This is a genomic window from Bacillus sp. D7-8, assembly GCF_052055895.1.
GTDB classification, from domain to species: Bacteria; Bacillota; Bacilli; order Bacillales; family Bacillaceae; genus Bacillus; species Bacillus velezensis.
On sequence record NZ_CP179922.1, the window covers coordinates 2,933,014 to 2,950,637 of the forward strand.

General features: G+C 45.8%; 14 protein-coding genes and 1 tRNA gene. 4 read left to right on the forward strand and 11 right to left on the reverse strand.

From position 1 onward, the window contains the following. The first annotated feature begins 48 nt into the window (after positions 1–48). Entirely contained in the window at positions 49–717 is a 669-nt protein-coding gene (locus ACKTRM_RS14380; protein ID WP_012118278.1) for a potassium channel family protein, read from the forward strand. A gap of 33 nt (positions 718–750) precedes the next feature. Here the strand turns inward: ACKTRM_RS14380 and ACKTRM_RS14385 are convergent, their stop codons facing one another. Both ACKTRM_RS14385 and hmpA read right to left on the reverse strand, forming a co-directional pair. Continuing rightward, complete coding sequence (locus ACKTRM_RS14385) at positions 751–1,596, reverse strand: glucosaminidase domain-containing protein (protein WP_007410172.1); 846 nt, start codon at positions 1,594–1,596, stop codon at positions 751–753. Positions 1,597–1,737: 141 nt separating this feature from the next. Beyond that, entirely contained in the window at positions 1,738–2,913 is a 1,176-nt protein-coding gene (hmpA, locus tag ACKTRM_RS14390) for an NO-inducible flavohemoprotein (protein WP_012118279.1), read from the reverse strand. A 217-nt stretch (positions 2,914–3,130) separates the two neighbouring features. Here hmpA and ACKTRM_RS14395 point away from each other — a divergent pair, with 217 nt between their 5' ends. After that, positions 3,131–3,772, forward strand: coding sequence for a cupin domain-containing protein (locus tag ACKTRM_RS14395; RefSeq protein WP_012118280.1), 642 nt, complete (start codon positions 3,131–3,133; stop codon positions 3,770–3,772). A 60-nt stretch (positions 3,773–3,832) separates the two neighbouring features. On the opposite strand, the gene ACKTRM_RS14400 is transcribed toward ACKTRM_RS14395, so the two are convergent. The 4 genes from ACKTRM_RS14400 to ACKTRM_RS14415 all read right to left on the reverse strand — a co-directional run bounded on the left by ACKTRM_RS14400 (position 3,833) and on the right by ACKTRM_RS14415 (position 6,549). Continuing rightward, complete coding sequence (locus ACKTRM_RS14400; RefSeq protein ID WP_012118281.1) at positions 3,833–4,153, reverse strand: hypothetical protein; 321 nt, start codon at positions 4,151–4,153, stop codon at positions 3,833–3,835. A 112-nt stretch (positions 4,154–4,265) separates the two neighbouring features. Continuing rightward, positions 4,266–4,338, reverse strand: a tRNA-Ala gene (locus tag ACKTRM_RS14405). A 128-nt stretch (positions 4,339–4,466) separates the two neighbouring features. Further along, positions 4,467–5,297 carry an undecaprenyl-diphosphate phosphatase gene (locus ACKTRM_RS14410; protein WP_007613337.1) on the reverse strand — a complete coding sequence of 277 codons (831 nt, stop codon included), beginning with the start codon at positions 5,295–5,297 and terminating at the stop codon, positions 4,467–4,469. 91 nt (positions 5,298–5,388) lie between these two features. Next, positions 5,389–6,549 (reverse strand): AI-2E family transporter, encoded by a 1,161-nt coding sequence (locus tag ACKTRM_RS14415; protein ID WP_007408629.1) that lies wholly within the window; start codon positions 6,547–6,549, stop codon positions 5,389–5,391. A gap of 179 nt (positions 6,550–6,728) precedes the next feature. Here ACKTRM_RS14415 and ACKTRM_RS14420 point away from each other — a divergent pair, with 179 nt between their 5' ends. Further along, entirely contained in the window at positions 6,729–7,715 is a 987-nt protein-coding gene (locus ACKTRM_RS14420; RefSeq protein WP_012118282.1) for a Gfo/Idh/MocA family protein, read from the forward strand. Positions 7,716–7,746: 31 nt separating this feature from the next. Here the strand turns inward: ACKTRM_RS14420 and ACKTRM_RS14425 are convergent, their stop codons facing one another. From ACKTRM_RS14425 to tlpB (ACKTRM_RS14445), 5 genes are all read right to left on the reverse strand, one after another. Then, the gene (locus tag ACKTRM_RS14425; protein ID WP_003152143.1) at positions 7,747–8,271 is read right to left on the reverse strand and encodes a type 1 glutamine amidotransferase domain-containing protein; all 525 of its coding nucleotides are present in this window, start codon (positions 8,269–8,271) and stop codon (positions 7,747–7,749) included. A 65-nt stretch (positions 8,272–8,336) separates the two neighbouring features. Continuing rightward, positions 8,337–10,439 carry a methyl-accepting chemotaxis protein TlpB gene (tlpB, locus tag ACKTRM_RS14430; RefSeq protein ID WP_437339753.1) on the reverse strand — a complete coding sequence of 701 codons (2,103 nt, stop codon included), beginning with the start codon at positions 10,437–10,439 and terminating at the stop codon, positions 8,337–8,339. Positions 10,440–10,458: 19 nt separating this feature from the next. Beyond that, positions 10,459–12,444 carry a methyl-accepting chemotaxis protein TlpB gene (tlpB, locus tag ACKTRM_RS14435; RefSeq protein ID WP_012118284.1) on the reverse strand — a complete coding sequence of 662 codons (1,986 nt, stop codon included), beginning with the start codon at positions 12,442–12,444 and terminating at the stop codon, positions 10,459–10,461. Between the two features lie 127 nt (positions 12,445–12,571). Next, a complete protein-coding gene (gene tlpB / locus ACKTRM_RS14440; protein ID WP_012118285.1) occupies positions 12,572–14,560 on the reverse strand; it encodes a methyl-accepting chemotaxis protein TlpB in 1,989 nt (662 codons plus the stop codon). A 184-nt stretch (positions 14,561–14,744) separates the two neighbouring features. Further along, positions 14,745–16,730: a methyl-accepting chemotaxis protein TlpB gene (tlpB, locus tag ACKTRM_RS14445; protein ID WP_012118286.1), complete on the reverse strand. Its 1,986-nt coding sequence runs from the start codon at positions 16,728–16,730 to the stop codon at positions 14,745–14,747. A 145-nt stretch (positions 16,731–16,875) separates the two neighbouring features. Here tlpB (ACKTRM_RS14445) and ACKTRM_RS14450 point away from each other — a divergent pair, with 145 nt between their 5' ends. Then, a complete protein-coding gene (locus ACKTRM_RS14450) occupies positions 16,876–17,613 on the forward strand; it encodes a protein-glutamine gamma-glutamyltransferase (protein ID WP_023357103.1) in 738 nt (245 codons plus the stop codon). The last annotated feature ends 11 nt before the right edge of the window (positions 17,614–17,624 follow it).

Genomic DNA, 17,624 nt, shown 5'->3' on the forward strand with positions numbered 1-17,624 from the left:
TTGTTGTATTTGGAGTGACGAAAACAGTTTCTTAAGGAGTTATGAGGATTGGGAAAAATCAAAAATAAACAATTTGCCGTCATCGGACTCGGCCGTTTCGGCGGAAGCATCTGTAAAGAGCTTTTTAAAATGGGGCATGAGGTGCTTGCGGTCGATATCAGCGAAGAGCGGGTCAACGCATACTCCTCTTATGCCACGCATGCTGTGCGGGCAAATTCAACGGAAGAAAGCGAGCTTCAGTCGCTCGGCATCAGAAATTTTGAATATGTCATCGTAGCAATCGGCGCCAACATTCAGGCAAGCACGCTGACGACGCTGTTATTGAAGGAGCTGAACATCCCTAATATTTGGGTGAAAGCGCAAAACTATTATCATCACAAAGTGCTTGAAAAGATCGGTGCTGATCGTATTATCCATCCCGAAAAGGATATGGGCGTGCGGATTGCGCAAAGCCTTTCGGATGAAAACGTCTTAAATTATATTGATTTGTCAGATGAATACAGCATCGTGGAGCTTTCAGCCACGAAAAAGCTGCATTTAAAATCCATTCTTGAGCTCGGCGTCCGGGCCAGATTCGGCTGCACCATTCTCGCCTTGAAACATAACGGAGACATTCAGCTGTCCCCTTCTCCGGAGACTGTCATTCATGAATGTGACTGCCTTGTGCTGATGGGGCATAAACGTGATATTAAAAGGTTTGAAACTGAAGGAATGTAAAAAAGCCGGCGGGCTGCCGGCTTTTTTTGATGCTTATGTTTCTTCACTTAACTGGACGGCGGTTTGGTCAACCCAGCCGATCAGCTCATCTTTCACTTGAATTTGGTACCAGACGGATTCTCCGTTTTGTTTTTCAGATACGACTTTAATATGCTGGCCGGTAAACTTTTGCGCCGATGCCAGTTTAATAGAATGCCGCTCTTTCGACGGCTTGGACCACACGTCTTCAATGGCGTGGTCTTTGATGGCGCCTTTCATATCAACTGCTTTAAGAGAGGCATTGATTTTGTCATATTCATTCAGATTATAGGTTTCTATGACATCTTTAATTTTTTCAGCATAGCCGGGGTCTGTGGCGTAGCCGGATTTTTGAAGGGCAGCCGCCGCTGTTTTATAATTGTCCGCTTCAATGACAGGCTTATACTTCTTTTTATTCCAAGACGTTCCGTTGACAAATAATTTGGCATGGTCATCCATTGATTCAAAAAACGTGCTGTATTTACGGAATTTTGCCCGAATCGTTTTTCGTTTTCCTTTTTCAAATTCATCCGTTTTCATCGTGACGTGTTTTCCTTTATAATCACCTTTTACACCGAACAGGTTGCGCGCTTTCCCCGCAAGCTCACTGTTCCCCCAGTCCGATTCGAGAATGGCCTGTGCGAGGGTGATGCTCGGAAGGACATGATATTTCTCATATAAAATCTGAGCATGCCCGGAAAGGCTGTCAATAAAGACCTGCTGCTCGTCCACCTCTTCAGGCGGTTTTTCTTCCGTCACTATGAATTTCGAAAACACCATTGATACCAGAAATAATCCGAATATAAGAGATACAGCAAAAAGGCACCCAAGCCCCCTTTTGGTCTTTGCTTTCTTTTTCATATCAACCTTCCTTTAATTCCGGAATCACTAGATTTATAATTTTACTGGTCATTGATGAAAATTTCAATAAAATAGGGAAAAAGACGGAGAAAGAACACATTGTGCAAATAAAAAAGACTCCTCTTTGAGGAGTCTTTTTTGTTATGCCATGCTCAGCTGAGGGCCGAACAATTCATATTGAACGGAATCAGAGTCAAACCCGAGTGCAAGAATCATATCTTTCATTTGCGTCATAAACTGCGCTGATCCGCACAAGTAAAATTCAGCATCTTGATTCAGATGAAGCTGCTCCAAGAAGGTTTGATCAATCCTGCCGCTGTAAAAAGGCTTGTCTCCTGAGCGGTCTTGTTCTGCCGGTTCACTGTATACATAAATGACGTTAATATTCGGATGATTCTCCGCAGCTTGTTCAGCCTCTTTGCGGAACGCGGCGTACTCTCCGTTTTTCGCGGCATGAATAAAAGTAACGGCACGCTCCGGCTGTTTTTCGGCGGCTGTTTTCAGCATGCTCATCATCGGCGTGATTCCGGAACCGGCACTGATAAGAACAACCGGTTTTTCGGCAGAAGACAGCTTGAAATCCCCGGCGGGTGCGCTGACTTCAAGTTTATCTCCCTCTTGAACTTCATTGTGGAGATGAGAAGAAACCGCTCCGTCCTTTTTCACAGAAATCCGATATGCCCCTTTTTGAGAAGCATCAGACAGGCTGTACTGGCGAATGTGCGTATAAGGAGAATCCGCAATCCGCACTTTAATGCTGATATATTGTCCCGCTTCAAATCCAGGAAGCGAAGAGCCGTCGCTCGGTTTGATATAAAATGATGTGATATCTTTGCTTTCTTTCGTTTTCTGTATAACCGTAAATTCTTTATACCCCTGCCATCCGGCTTCATTGTACATGTCTTTTTCAATGCCGATGAAAGCCTCCGCAATAACACCGTAAGCTTTTTCCCATGCCTGCATAATCTCAGGAGTTGCGGCATCCTGCAGCACATCCTTAATTGCCAGAAGCAGATACTTTCCGACAATCGGATAATGTTCCGGTTTTACACCGATGCTTGTGTGTTTATGGCCGATCTGTCTGACCGCCGGAATGATTTGTTCTAATTGATCAATATTCGCCGCAGCCGCAATGACTGCATTTGCCAATGCTGCGCGCTGAGTCTGTTTCTTTTGGTTCGTTTGGTTAAACATATTTAACAGTTCGGGATGATCTTGAAACATCAGGTTATAAAAGCGTCCGGTGATGTTTTCTCCATGTGTTTGCAATACGGGTACTGTGCTTTTGATGATGTCTATTGTTCTCTCATCCAGCATGTTAATCCTCAACCCTTCTAAAGATGTATTTTCAATATATCTTTATAGTAAGAGATATTTTGAATAAAAGATATATTTAAAATGAATCTTTAAAAAAGTCGTCACAATATTGTGTTGGATTTGGAATTTATGGATTTTACCTCCTTTTTTATCACCCGGTGAAACAGGGACACATATATTTGGGAATATACGTTTAAAGATGAAAGCGGGGGAGTGCATGGTTTCCGATATCGATTACACGTCTCCGAATACACAGTTCACTTATAATGTGAATGAGAGCCGTTTTTTTACGAAAGATGCTCGGAACTTTATCAATGTATTGGGGATTAAACAGTTAAACACGCTTGAAAATATTTCATTATTAGATATCTTTCTGAGCAAAACAAATGTGATTGAACCGCATACCCATCAAAACGCCGCTGAATTGGTGTACTGTATTTCGGGTTCCGCGGTGGTGTCGATGCTGAATCCGTTCACCCAGAAAATACGGAATTATCCGATCTCTTCAGGACAAGTGGCGAATGTTCCGCAGGGGTGGTGGCATTATGAAGTCGCCACTTCAGACAAAACCCACCTTTTGGCCATATTTGACGCCCCTTCGCCTGAAGTGATATACGGCTCGGATATTCTCCGTCTGACGCCGCCTGAGATCATGGCGCATACGTACTGTCTGAATGAGCATGAGTGGGAAAAAGCCGTTTCACCGATCCGGCAATCAACTGTGATAGGTCCCGATAAATACTGCGGACAGACTGAAAACACGGGGATTCATGATATGAATACGCCTTATCAGCCAAATACGCATTATCCGAATGATCCGTATCGGCATTATGATACGCCGTTATATTGGGGATATTAAACGGAGAGCCAGAGCGGCATCGACAGAAAGAGCCCCTCATTGGAGAGGGGCTCTTGATCATTACGGTCCGGTTCCGCAGCTTACTTTGTACTCGCCTTCGGACGATTTTTTTGAATAACATACGTGCGGCGTCTGTCCGGTATCATCTTTCCAATTGAACCAATTTACATAATAAAGGTTCCCGGCCTCTCCGCCGCCTTCTTCTTTTCGAAGAATCGCAAAGTAGCTTTGATACGGATATCCTTTTTTATAAATGTCATGCCTGATGGCTCCTTTTTCTGAAGCAGACGTGAAGACGATGGGAGAAAGAGCCGGGAGCGCTGTTAAAAGAAGTGCCAGTGCCGCTGAAAGAGTTAGTAGAAGATAGATTTTCTTTTTCATTTTCTCTCTTTCCTTTATTTTGAATTGTTAGAAATGAAGCAGAACATAGAGGCTGCCGCAGAAGATGAAAAAACAAAAAAACCCTTATTTATAGAATAAGGGTTTAAAGGTATGGAGCCAAGGGGGCTCGAACCCCTGACCTCTACGCTGCCAGCGTAGCGCTCTCCCAGCTGAGCTATGGCCCCGTGCTGTAACGTCATGTTTTATTATAGACGACTCTTCTATGAATTTCAAGCAGAAAATTCAGTTTGCTCATATTTTCCTGAGACGCTTTTCGAACATAAAAAGAAGACCCTCCGAGGGGCCTCTTCGTTTATCGCACGAGCATGATTAAAATGATGCCGAGGATGACACGGTAAATGGCGAACGGGACAAGCTTAATCCGGTTAATGAGCCGAAGAAAAAATTTGACGACTAAGAGGGCGACGACAAAGGCGCAGATAAAGCCGACTAGAAAAAACGGAATCATGTCATAAGAAAGACTGCTCCAGTATTTCACCAGCTTCAGAAGGCTTGCGCCCGCCATAATCGGAATAGCCATAATAAAGGTGAAGTCTGCGGCTGCCCGGTGATTCAAGCCGACAATGACACCTCCGGCAATCGTTGAGCCTGAGCGGGAAAATCCGGGCCATAAGGCGAGACACTGGAATAATCCGACACAGAAAGCCTGTTTGTAGGTGATTCTGTCTACCGTATCGATCGTTTCTTTCCTTTTATTGATCCAGTCCGCTATAAGCATAAGCACGGCTCCGGCAATTAATCCGTAAGCGACCGTTCTGACGGAGAATAAATAGCGGTCAATGAAATCCTCAAATAAAAAGCCGAGCACCGCCGCCGGAACAAGACCGACGGCGATTTGCGCGATGGTCAGCCTGTATCCCTTCTGCTGATCGCGCGTGACGTTTTTTTTGAGGCCGAGTAAATGTAATATCCGATCCTTAAACACAATGGCCACCGCCAGAATCGAACCGAGCTGAATCACCACTTTGAAGGAATTGGCGGCTTCCGGATTCATCAGGCTTCCGGATTTCAGCCAGATGTCATCCGCTATGATCATATGTCCCGTGGAAGAAACCGGCGCGTACTCCGTCAGCCCTTCCACGATTCCCAAAACGGCTGCTGTGAACATCTCCCATAGTGTCATCCCATTCTTCCCTTCATTCATCATTTACAAAAGAGAAGCTCTCCTCTGAAGGAAAGCCTGTCTTATAATAAATATCATGTCCGTTCCGATTTTATGACTTCGATCCAGCATCATTTTTTTCTTCTTCATATAAATGCGAACGCATTTTGAACCAATCAAACAGATGGGTCGTGACCACTTTGATGACCGCATACCCCGGGATGGCTAAAATAATGCCGACAACCCCGAACAGCTTTCCGGCGGTTAACAGAACAAAGATGATGGTAATCGGGTGAATGTGAAGATTTTTCCCCATGATCTGCGGCGAAATTAATTTCCCTTCCACGAGCTGGACAACGGTCCATACAATCGCAAGCTTCAGCAGCATAAGGGGCGAAGTGACCAACGCGATAATAATCGCCGGCGTGATAGCAATGGTCGGCCCTAAATACGGAACAACGCTCGTACAAGCGGCAATGACCGCAAGCAGTGACGCATAATCAAGTCCGATAATCAGATAGCCGATAAATAATAAAAACCCGATGCAGAAGCTGACGATGACCTGTCCTCTGATATACGAGCTTAATCTGTGGTTCATTTCACTAAGCATCGTATACGTTTGTTCTTTCAGACGGGTGGGCACAAACTTTAAGATATAAATCGGCAGTTTTTTGCCGTCTTTCAGCAAATAGAACAGAATAAACGGCACGGTCACAATTGAAATAATCACTTCCGTCAGCGCGCCGATAAAATTCCCGACTCCGGTAAATGTGCTGTTTGCAATTGTCGCCGCCTGCGCCGATACTTTATTAGCAAGATCGGAAATGTTGATATTCATCGTCTTTTGCGCCTGATTTACAAAATCGCTTCCGATCAGGCTTTTCGTCTGATCTTCAACAATATCCACATATTTCGGCAGATTGTCGATCAGGCTCATGATCTGTTCCTTTAAAAACGGAATAATTGAAACGACCGTAATCGTAATCAGCCCTATAATAATGAGGTAAAGGAGCAGGATGGAATAGACTCTTTTCACTCTTATTTTTTCCAATATATCTACGATCGGATTAAGCAGATAATAAACAATTCCTGTCAAAATGACGGGGAGCGCAATCGTTTTGAGCAGGACGATAATAGGTGTGAAAATAAATGATGTCTTCATAAAGACAAGGATATTGAGACCGATGAGCAGCAATACAAGCAAAAACAAGACAAATTTATTGTCTAAGAAAAACTGTTTAAATCTGCCGCCCCATGTTTGCAATGTTTCCACTATTGTTCCTCCATCATATGTATTTTACTTAAATTGTACACTATCGTTCCTGTAATGAAAAATAATAACCGGTCTCTATGGGAATTTTTCCTATCCCTTTAGCTGGCAGCCTTTTTTCCATTTATGTTTCTCAGAAAAAAAGCTATAATGTAAGCCAATACATAGAAGGAGCGATAGCAATGATTCGATTTGCAACAGTCGGAACGAATTGGATTACAGAACGATTTCTGGAGGCGGCTTCTGCTATTGATGATTTTCAATTAACGGCGGTTTATTCCAGAACTGAGGAACGCGCGGCGGAATTCGCCGGCAAACACGGCGCTGCTCATTATTTCACCAGCCTGAAAGAAATGGCGGAAAGCAAAGCCTATGACGCGGTGTATCTCGCCAGCCCGAATGCATTTCACAAAGAGCAGGCGGTCCTTTTTATGGAACACGGCAAGCATGTACTGTGCGAAAAACCGTTTGCGTCTAACGCAAGGGAAACGGATGAAATGATTCACGCAGCCAAAACGAACGGCGTTCTCTTGATGGAAGCCATGAAAACAACGTTCCTGCCGAACTTCAGCATGCTTCAAAACCACTTACATAAAATCGGACCCGTCAGGAGATTCACGGCAAGCTACTGCCAATATTCATCACGATATGATGCATATAAAAACGGTACGGTGCTAAACGCGTTTAATCCTGAATTATCGAACGGTTCGTTAATGGACATCGGCGTGTACTGCATTTATCCGGCCGTCGTCCTGTTCGGCAAACCGAAAAACGTCATTGCGACCGGTCATAAACTAGTATCCGGCGTTGACGGCGAAGGCACGGTCATTCTGTCATACGACGGATTTGAAGCGGTGCTGATGCATTCGAAAATCTCAAATTCGTTTGCCCCGGCGGAAATTCAGGGTGAAGACGGCACGATCGTTCTGGACAGCATTCACGGACCGGAACGGGCGGAAATCCGCTATCGTGACGGCCGGACGGAAGACATTTCAGTCCCTGATCTGAAACCGTCGATGTACTACGAAACGGCTGAATTCATCAATCTTCTTCGAAACGGACAGCGGGAGTCTTCCGAAAATACATTTGAACGTTCTTTCATTACGGCAAGCATTATGGAAGAAGCGAGAAAACAAATCGGAATTGTCTTTCCCGCCGATCAAAACTAAAAACATCCGCCCGGATTCGGGCGGATGTTTTTCATTTGGACGCTAACAGGTCAGCAAACGCTTTTGCATACTGCGGAAGGTCGGGCGGGCGGCGGCTTGATACAATGTGGCCGTCAGTTACGACAGCTTCATCCAGCCACTGTGCCCCTGCATTTGTCATGTCGTCTTTGATGCCGGGCGTGCTCGTTACTTTTTTTCCTGCGAGAATTCCCGCAGATATGAGCACCCAGCCCGCATGGCAGATCTGGCCGATCGGCTTTTTCTGCTCGTTCATCGTACGGATGATGTCCAAAACTTCGGGATATCTTCGCAGTTTGTCAGGAGCCCAGCCGCCGGGCACGAGCACGGCATCATACTCCTGAATAATCAGGCTCTTAAAATCGTAATCCGCCGTCGCAGGCACGCCGTATTTTCCTTTGTATGAACGGCCCGCTTCTTCTCCTATTAAATGAACGATCGCGCCTTCCTCTCTCAGCCGGTAGACGGGATACCAAAGCTCTAAGTCTTCAAAATCGTCACTGACAAGCGCTATGACTTTTTTGCCTTCTAATCTCATCACTGCCACTCCCTTCTTTTATACTAGTGTATCGCTTTTTTAAAATGAGGAAAAGAAACAGCTCGCTACAGCTGTTCTTCGTCTTCAGACTGAATCGTAAATTTCCGTGTGACCTGCTGCAGTTCTTCAGCCATATGCGCAAGCGTTTCGGCGGATGAACTGATTTCTTCCATGGAGGCCAGCTGCTCTTCAGCTGAGGCGGCGATGTCTTGAATGCCGGCGGACCCTTCTTTGGCGACTGAGGTAATGTCCTCCACCGCGTTTGTCACATTTTGCGACCCGGCTGCAAGCTTCTCAAGCGTTCCGTTCATATGCTGCAAGGCGCCTGAAATCTGAGTCGTCATTTCTGAGATTTTTTTGAAGCTTTCGGCCGTTTGATCCGTAATATCGAGGCCTTCCTTCACATCTTGATTCACCGCTTGGAATACGGAAAGCGATGTGGCGATTTCTTTGACGATTTCCTGAATCAGCGTTTCGATTTCCTTCGCGGAGCCGGCTGATTGTACGGCAAGCTTTCTCACTTCTTCCGCAACGACGGAGAAGCCCCGCCCGTATTCGCCTGCTCTGGCCGCTTCAATGGCAGCGTTTAAGGCAAGCAGATTTGTTTGATCGGCAATGCCGTTAATGACGTTGAGAATGCTCTTAATGTCGTGCGACTTCGTTTCCAGCCCTTTTACAACCGCTTCCGCCTGCTGTACGGAACGATCAATTGTTTTCATCTGGCCGACCGTTTTCGCCACTAATTCTTCTCCGCTTCCGGCCGTTTCAGAGGTTTGGATGGCGGATTCAGTGATTTCCGCCGATACATTCGCCGTCTCGGCAATGCCCGCATTCATTTGGGAAAGGTGATCAGCACTTTCTTCCAATTTCTCGCTTTGTGATTCGTTTCCGTTTGAGAATTGTTCAATCGCCAGTGTAATATGCTCTGTCGCCTTGCTTGTCTGTCCGGCGGATGCCGTCAGCTCTTCGGATGAAGAAGCGACATGTTCGACGGATGACTGGATGACGCCGATGACAGACCGGAGTGATGCCGACATCTCATTGAAGCTTTGGCTGAGCTGCCCGAATTCATTTTTTGACTTGATGTCAATGACTTCCGTTAAATCGCCGTCACTGATTTTAGCTGATGTCGAAACAAGTTTTTTGAGCGGTTTTGCAATCGAGCGAATGATAAAAACGATTAAAATACCGCCGACGATAAGAGAAACCGCCAGGATGATCAGCGCCATTTTCATGACAGGCGAGGCTGCGTCATGGATCTCACTGACAAAAAATGTGCCGGCGATTTTCCAACCCGTCAGTTTGTTTGTCGTGAAGGCCATTTTCTTCTGCTGTCCTTCAAACATGTATTCAAACGATCCGCTTGATTTGGAAAATACTTCTTCCGTCCACTCTCCGGAGCCTTCCGTTCCCGCTTTTATAGTCGGATGCGCGATGTATTTTTTATCTCCCGTTGTAATGAAGGCAAATCCTTTATGACCGATCTGGACGCGTTGGGAGGCATTCAGCAGGTCGCCCAGATTAATATCAAGCGCCACAACGCCTGATCCGTCTTTTGTCTGCTGGGCAATCGTAACGACCGTCTGTCCGGTTGCAGCGTCTTTATAAGGCTCGGTAAACACTGGCTGTCCGCTTTTTTCAACCGCTTTTGTATACCACTCGCGCGTGAGCGGATTATAATCGGACGGCATGTCAACGGACGGATATTTCACGAACGCTTTGTCGCGAGACGCGGCGTAAATTGACGCGACATCGTCATTTACGGTGACATACTGCTTCATTTTGTCAAGCAGTACCGATTTATTTTTCGTCTCCAGTTTTTCCTTTGTGATTGATTCGCTGTAGTAGTCAATTGCTTTCAGCTTACCCTCAAGCATGTTTTCCAGCACGCTGTTCAGTTCGCTGACATTTCCCTGGGCGCTGTGGGTCAGTTCGCTTTCTAGTGAATTCCCCGCCGTTTGGTAGCTGAAGTAGGCGAGTATGCCGACCGGAAGCACCAATACGGCTAAAAATGCCGCGATCAGCGGTTTGCTGATGGATGGCTGTTTGATCCAATGTATCAGTTGTTTCATTTTTTCAGTCTCCTTCTTTGAAAAGCTAAATCTAATATCGTCAGATAGGACAAAAGATTTATTAAAAAAACTAAAAAAAACACCCAAACAGCACATTTGGGTGTTCTATGACCTATTAATCTATTTTAAATCGTTTCGTCATATCACGTAATTCTTCCGCCATTTGGGATAACGTTTCCGAAGACGAACTGATTTCTTCCATTGAAGCCAGTTGTTCTTCGGCAGAGGCCGCAATATCCTGAATGCTGGCGGAGCTTTCTTTTGCGATGGACGCGATTTGCTCAGAAGCTCCTGAAATCTGCTGAGATCCTGCTGTCAGCTGTTCTACCGTCGCATTCATATTTTGAATTTCTCCGGCGATCTGGTTCGTCATTTCAGAAATCCGTTTGAAGCTCGTTTCGGTCTGATTCGTAATATCCAGTCCGCTCTCCACCTCTTTGTTGACGGATTGGAACATGCCGAGAGATGTATTGATTTCGTTGACGATTTCTATAATTAAGCTTTCGATTTCTTTCGCTGAATCGGCAGACTGGACCGCAAGTTTTCTGACCTCTTCGGCGACGACTGAGAAGCCCCGGCCGTATTCACCCGCACGCGCGGCTTCAATTGCCGCGTTCAGCGCAAGAAGGTTTGTCTGATCAGCGATTCCGTTAATGACACGGAGAATGTTTGTAATGTCTTTTGATTTTGTTTCAAGTCCGCGCACCACTTGTTCAGCTTCTTTCACTGACCGGTCAATGACGTTCATTTGGCCGACCGTCTGGTGGACGAGCTTTCCGCCTGAATTGGCGACTTCCGCTGATGTGGCAGAGGATTCGGTAATGACGGCAGATGCTTTCGCCATATCTTTAAGCCCGCTGTTCATTTGGTAAATATGTTCCGCCGCGCTTTCAATATTTTCACTTTGGCTTTCATTTCCGTTAGAAAATTGTTCGATCGCCAGTGTGATATGTTCGGTTGCCTTGCTTGTCTGCTCCGCTGAAGCCGTCAGCTCCTCTGAGGAAGATGCGACGTTATTCACGGAATCCTGGATGGCATGGATGAGAGACCTGAGCGAAGCGGCCATATTGTTAAAGCTTTTGCCAAGCTCGCCTAATTCATCTTTTGACTGAATCTCGATCGTTTCTGTTAAGTCGCCTTCACTGATCTGTTTCGATGATGTCACAAGCTGCTTGAGCGGTTTTGTGATTGAACGGATAATCAGCACCATGACGATGGTTCCGATCACAATCGCTAATACGAGAACGAGCAGGGACAGATGAAGGATCGGCAGGGCCGCTTCATGAATTTCGTCCAGATACATTGTTCCGGTAATCTTCCAGCCTGTCAGCCCGTTTGTATCATAAGCCATTTTCTTTTCCTGGCCGTCGTATTTGTATTGAAAATCACCTTTTTTGCTGCTGAACAGCTGTTCAGCCCACTCCCCGTTTAATACTGTGCCTGATGTGCGGTTCGGGTGGGCGACCACTTTTTTGTCTTTCGTCAGGATAAAAGCATAGCCTGATTTTCCGATGTTCACTTTCTTTGTCGTTTTCAGAAGCTCATCGATTTTCATATTGATGGCGACGACTCCTGAGCCGTCTTTTGTCTGCTGAACGACCGTCACGACCATCGTATTGGTGGAAGCCGTGCGGTAAGGATCTGTTACAACAACTTTCCCCTTATTTTCCACGGCCTTTTTATACCAGTCTCTTTCAATCGGATTATATCCTTTAGGCATCTGCAGATCCGGATACCGTGTGAAATGTCCTTCCGTGTCACTCGTATAAATGGATTCCACGTCTTTATTGATCTTCATGTACTCTGTGAATTTATCGGTAATTTGCGATTGGTTTTTCGGCTTGTATCGATCCTTGGTGAGCCAGTCGCTGAAATATGCCGTTCCGTCTTCCTTTTGGCTGATGCTTGTGTTGATCATATCGTTAATCTGCTGCACATTATCTAGTGCGCTTCCCATCATCTGCCTGTCAAGCGTGCTTACCGCCGATTGATAGGCGATAAAAGCCAACGTTGAAATAGGAAGAATGAGAATGGCCAAAAAAGAAATGAGCAGTTTTCTTGTAAGCGATCTCTGCTTGATGATTTGCACAATTTTTTTCATCTGCTATATCTCCTCTTGCGTGTTTACCCTTCATATCGGCAATTATGGGTAAATATACACATCCAAAAAGAAGAAATATAACGAAACATACTTTTTACCTATCTTAAAATTAGTCTTTTAGACTTAATTAAGAGTTTATCTTAAAACGCTTTGTCAGTTCGCGTAATTCTTCCGCCATTTTTTCCAGCGTGACGGCGGAGGAACTGATTTCCTCCATGGACGCAAGCTGCTCTTCAGCTGAAGCCGCGATGTCCTGAATGCCGGCCGCGCTTTGTCTGGAGACGGCCGCGATATCCTCTGAAGCGTTTGATACTTCCTGAGACCCGGCAGAAAGTTGTTCCACGGTTGCATTCATATTTTGCAGTTCACCGGCAATCTGATTTGTTTTAACGGAAATGTCCCGGAAGCTTTTTTCCGTTTCGTCCGTTAACTGAAGTCCGCTTTTCACCTCGTGATTGACGGATTCCAGCATTCCGAGCGAAGTATGAATTTCTTTGACGATTTCATGAATTAAGGATTCGATTTCTTTCGCTGAATCGGCGGATTGGACGGCAAGCTTTCTCACTTCTTCGGCAACGACTGAAAAACCGCGTCCGTATTCTCCCGCTCTTGCCGCTTCAATGGCTGCATTTAAAGCAAGGAGATTCGTTTGATCGGCAATGCCGTTAATGACGCGCAAAATGCTGGTGATGTCCTGCGATTTGAGTTCAAGCCCTTGTACGACTTGCTCCGCTTTACTTACGGATTGGTCAATGGCGCCCATCTGGCCGGCTGTTTTCTTGACAAGCCGCTCACCGGCGCCGGATATCTCCGCCGATTCAATTGACGTTTCCGTCACCACGGCTGCCGCTTCCGCCAGATCACTGAGCCCGTCTTTCATCTCATTCACTTGGGCTGTCGCTTTATCAATACTCTCACTTTGGTCTTCCGTTCCATTAGAAAACTGTTCAATCGCAAGGGTGATATGTTCCGTTGCTTTGCTCGTCTGCTCAGCCGAAGCCGTCAGCTCCTCTGAGGAAGAAGCGACATGTTCAACAGAGTCCTGAATTCCCTGAATAAGCGAACGGAGTGAATCTGTCATATGATTAAAACTTTTACCGAGCACGCCCAGCTCATCTTGAGAGCTGACATCAATGGTTTCCGTCAGATCTCCGCTGCTGATTTTTTCCGCTGAAGCTACGAGACGTTTTAACGGTTTGGTAATTGAGCGGATGACAAAATAAATGAAAATCATCCCTGCGGCAATGGCTATCGCCAATATGATAACGGCCAGAGTCAGAACCGGTCTTGCCGCATCCTTGATTTCTTCCACGGACATGGTTCCGCTGATCTTCCAGCCCGTCGCTTCATTGGTCACGTACGCCATTTTTTTCGCTTTTCCGTTCAGCGTATATTCAAAGTTGCCTTTTTGCCCGCTGAATAATGTATCAACCCATTTTCCCGATACCGCCGCGCCGGCTTTTTCATCACTGTAGGCAACGGCTTTTTTATTTTTGCTGAGGATAAAGGCGTATCCTTCTTTTCCGATGTTCACTTCTTTTGTCATCGTGATGAGATCGTCGATTTTTATATCAATGGCGACGACGCCTGATCCGTCTTGCGCCGCGCGGGCCATGGTGACGACCATCTTTTTGTTTGAGATGGACTCATAAGGGTCTGTGATGATGGTTTGGCCTTTATTCTCCATGGCTTCCTGATACCAGCTTCTTTCAAGCGGGTTGAAATCGGCCGGCATATCGGCATGCGGATAACGGGTAAACGTTCCTTCCTTGCTGCTTGAAAATACGGCGGACGCTTTATCATTGCTTTCAATAAACTGCTTGAACCTTTCTTGCATTTCCGTTTGGTTTTTTTCTTTAAATTTGGCGCTTGTCGCCCATTCGCTGAAATATGCTGAGCTTTTTGTAAACATTCCGATCCGGTCATCAATCATATTGTTTAAGATTTGCACATTTCCTTCGGCGCTTTCCATCATTTGCTTTTCAACGGATGAAGCCGCCGAACGGTAGGCGCCGGCAGCCAATACTGCTACCGGAATGAGTAAGATCAGTAAAAATGAAATGATCAGTTTTTTGGCTATTGATTTTCTGGCGATTTTTTTTGCTGTTTTTTTCAATTTTGTAAACCTCTTTCAATCATTTACTGTTTATATCGGCCGACTCCCTTTTTATTACATTGGAAATTAAGTCACAAATGAAAAATAGTTCTATATACTCCCTTTGTATGCAAGACTTTTTATTCAATTATCCGGCTGTCACTATAAAAAAGGACGCCTTCCATCCGGAAAGCGTCCTTTTTTACTAGTTGATTTTAAATTGTTTCGTTAATTCCCGCAGTTCTTCGGCCATTTGCGCCAAAGTATCGGCGGATGTGCTGATTTCTTCCATTGATGCAAGCTGTTCTTCTGCGGATGCGGCAATATCCTGAATGCTTGCTGCGCTTTCCCTAGATACGTCCGCAATATCGGTCACTGCGGCTGAAACGTGCTGAGAGCTGTCTGACAGCTGTTCAACCGTGCCGTTCATCGATTGAAGCTTCTCGGCGATGTCGTTTGTCATGCCGAAGATATTCTGGAAGCTTTCCTTCGTGCGGTCCGTTACGGCAAGTCCGGATTGAACTTCTTCATTAACGGATGTGAACATGTGAAGCGATGTATTAATCTCAGCCGTGATTTCCTGAATGAGTTTTTCAATCTCTTTGGCAGAACCGGCGGATTGGACGGCCAGCTTGCGCACTTCTTCGGCTACCACTGAGAAGCCCCGGCCGTATTCACCGGCTCTTGCCGCTTCAATGGCTGCATTTAACGCAAGCAGGTTTGTCTGATCGGCAATACCGTTGATGACTCTTAAAATATGAGTGATGTCTTTTGATTTGGCCTCAAGGCCTTTTACAACCGCTTCCGCCTGCTGGACCGATTGATTGATGAGATTCATCTGCCCGACGGTTTGCTGCACATATTCTTCCCCGGTGCCGGCAGCTTCCTTCGATTGTTTAGATGCTTCCGTAATGGATGATGATGTGCGGGAAACGGCGGCGAGTCCGTCATTTATATGATTCAGCTTGACTGAGCTTGAATCGACTTTTTCGCTTTGCTCTTCGTTTCCGTTTGAAAACTGCTCAATGGCCATTGTAATATGTTCCGTCGCTTTGCTTGTCTGCGAAGCTGAAGCGGTCAGCTCTTCCGATGACGCGGCCACGTTGTCGACAGAGTTTTGGATCGCGCTGATCAGTCCGCGCAGAGATTCTCCCATTTCATTAAAGCTCGCGCCGAGTTCGCCCAATTCATCTTTCGAGCGGATATCAATGGTTTCAGTCAAGTCTCCGCCGCTGATTTGTTTAGAAGAGCGGACAAGCCGTTTCAGCGGTGACGTAATGGATCTGACAATCAACAGAATTAAAATTCCCCCGATGATAATGGATGCTGCAAGGACGATCATTCCCATCGTCAGCACCGGTTGTGAGGCGTCTTTAATTTCGTTGAGCTCCATGCTCCCCTCTATTTTCCATCCGGTCAGTTTATTTGTCGTAAACGCCATTTTTTTATTTTGATCATCGAGCGTGTATGAAATAATGCCGCTGTCTTTGCTGTATACCTCATTCAGCCACGGGGTTGAAACTTTATCGCCCGGTTTGTGGTCTTTATGCGCGACATAGGTTTTATTTTTAGACGTGATAAACACGAATCCTTTTTGCCCGATTTTGATTCCCTGCATCTGCTTCAGCAGCTGGTCAATCGTAATATCCATGGCCACTACGCCTGTTCCGTCCTGCATCTGCTTTGCCACGGTGACGACCATGCTGCCGTCGCTTGCCGCGGTGTAAGGGTCGGTGACAACGAGCGTGCCGCCGGCCTTCACAGCGTCTTTATACCAAGTGCGTGTTCTCGGATCGTAATCGGCCGGAGTATTCTCCTTCGGCGCCTGTGCGTAGCCGCCGTCTTCCGTTCCTCCGTAAATGCGGGCTACGTCCTTATGAATAGACGTGTATTGCCCGAACTTTTCTTCTAGAGCAGATATGTTTTTCTTTGAGAAGGATGACCCTTTTAACGTTTCACTGAAAAATTCAATCGCCTTTGCTTTTGCGCCGATATCATTTGTAATGGTTGTGTTAAAAGATTCGATGTTATTTTTCGCGTTGCCTGAAATCTGATCATCCAGCGAATTGCTCGCCGTATGGTATGAACTGAATTCTAACACGAGAATCGGTATGATTAAGATCACGATAAATGAAATGATTAATTTACGTGAAATCGATGCCTTTGTGCACCAATTGATGAATTTTTTCATATTAAGCTGCTCCCTCAAGTGTGATACCTTATATATCGGCTCAGCCTTCACATTTTGTTAACATTTCCTCCTTTTTTATGACTTGATTTTCATTGCCCAAGCTTCCTGCATATCTTATAAAAAAAGAGAAGGGGGGGGCGTGAAGATGATTATCATATCCGGCCAAGTGCTTCGGCCTCAGGACATCGCGAACTGGCAGACGGAAGAAAGCCTTGTTCCGTATATAAATGAACTGCTCAATTCTCCCGTACAATTCGATTACGGGTCGATTGCTGAACTGATGTTCGAGGTGCGGCTGCGCCGCCATATTGTGGAAGCCGCAAGAGAACTGCACGGATCAGGTGTGAAATTTGCAACTTTCGCCAAAACATACGGAAATACGGCTTATTGGAGAGTGACGCCGGAAGGAGCCTTGGAGCTGAAGTACAGAATCCCCGCTTCAAAAGCGATTCGGGACATTATTGAAAATGGGGCGTTTTACGCATTTGAATGCGCTACCGCCATTGTTGTGATTTATTATCTGGCCGTCTTAAAGACAATCGGTGAAGAACGGTTTAACCGGCGTTTCCGGGATATCACTTTGTATGACTGGCACTATGAGCATCTGCCGATCTACACGGAAACCGGCCGCCACTTTTTACGGGGAGATTGTTTATATTTTAAAAATCCTGATTTTAATCCTGCAAAGGCTCAGTGGCGGGGAGAGAATGTCATTGTGATGGGGAATGATCAATATTTCGCCCACGGTCTCGGGATTCTGACCGCTGAACAAATCATCCAGAGATTGAATTCTTTAAGAAAAAAAAATGCCATGCAGCCGGCTTATCTGCTTAACCAGGCAACAAGGCTTGATGCACCCGCGCTTTATCAGATCATGCATTAAAACAATCCCAT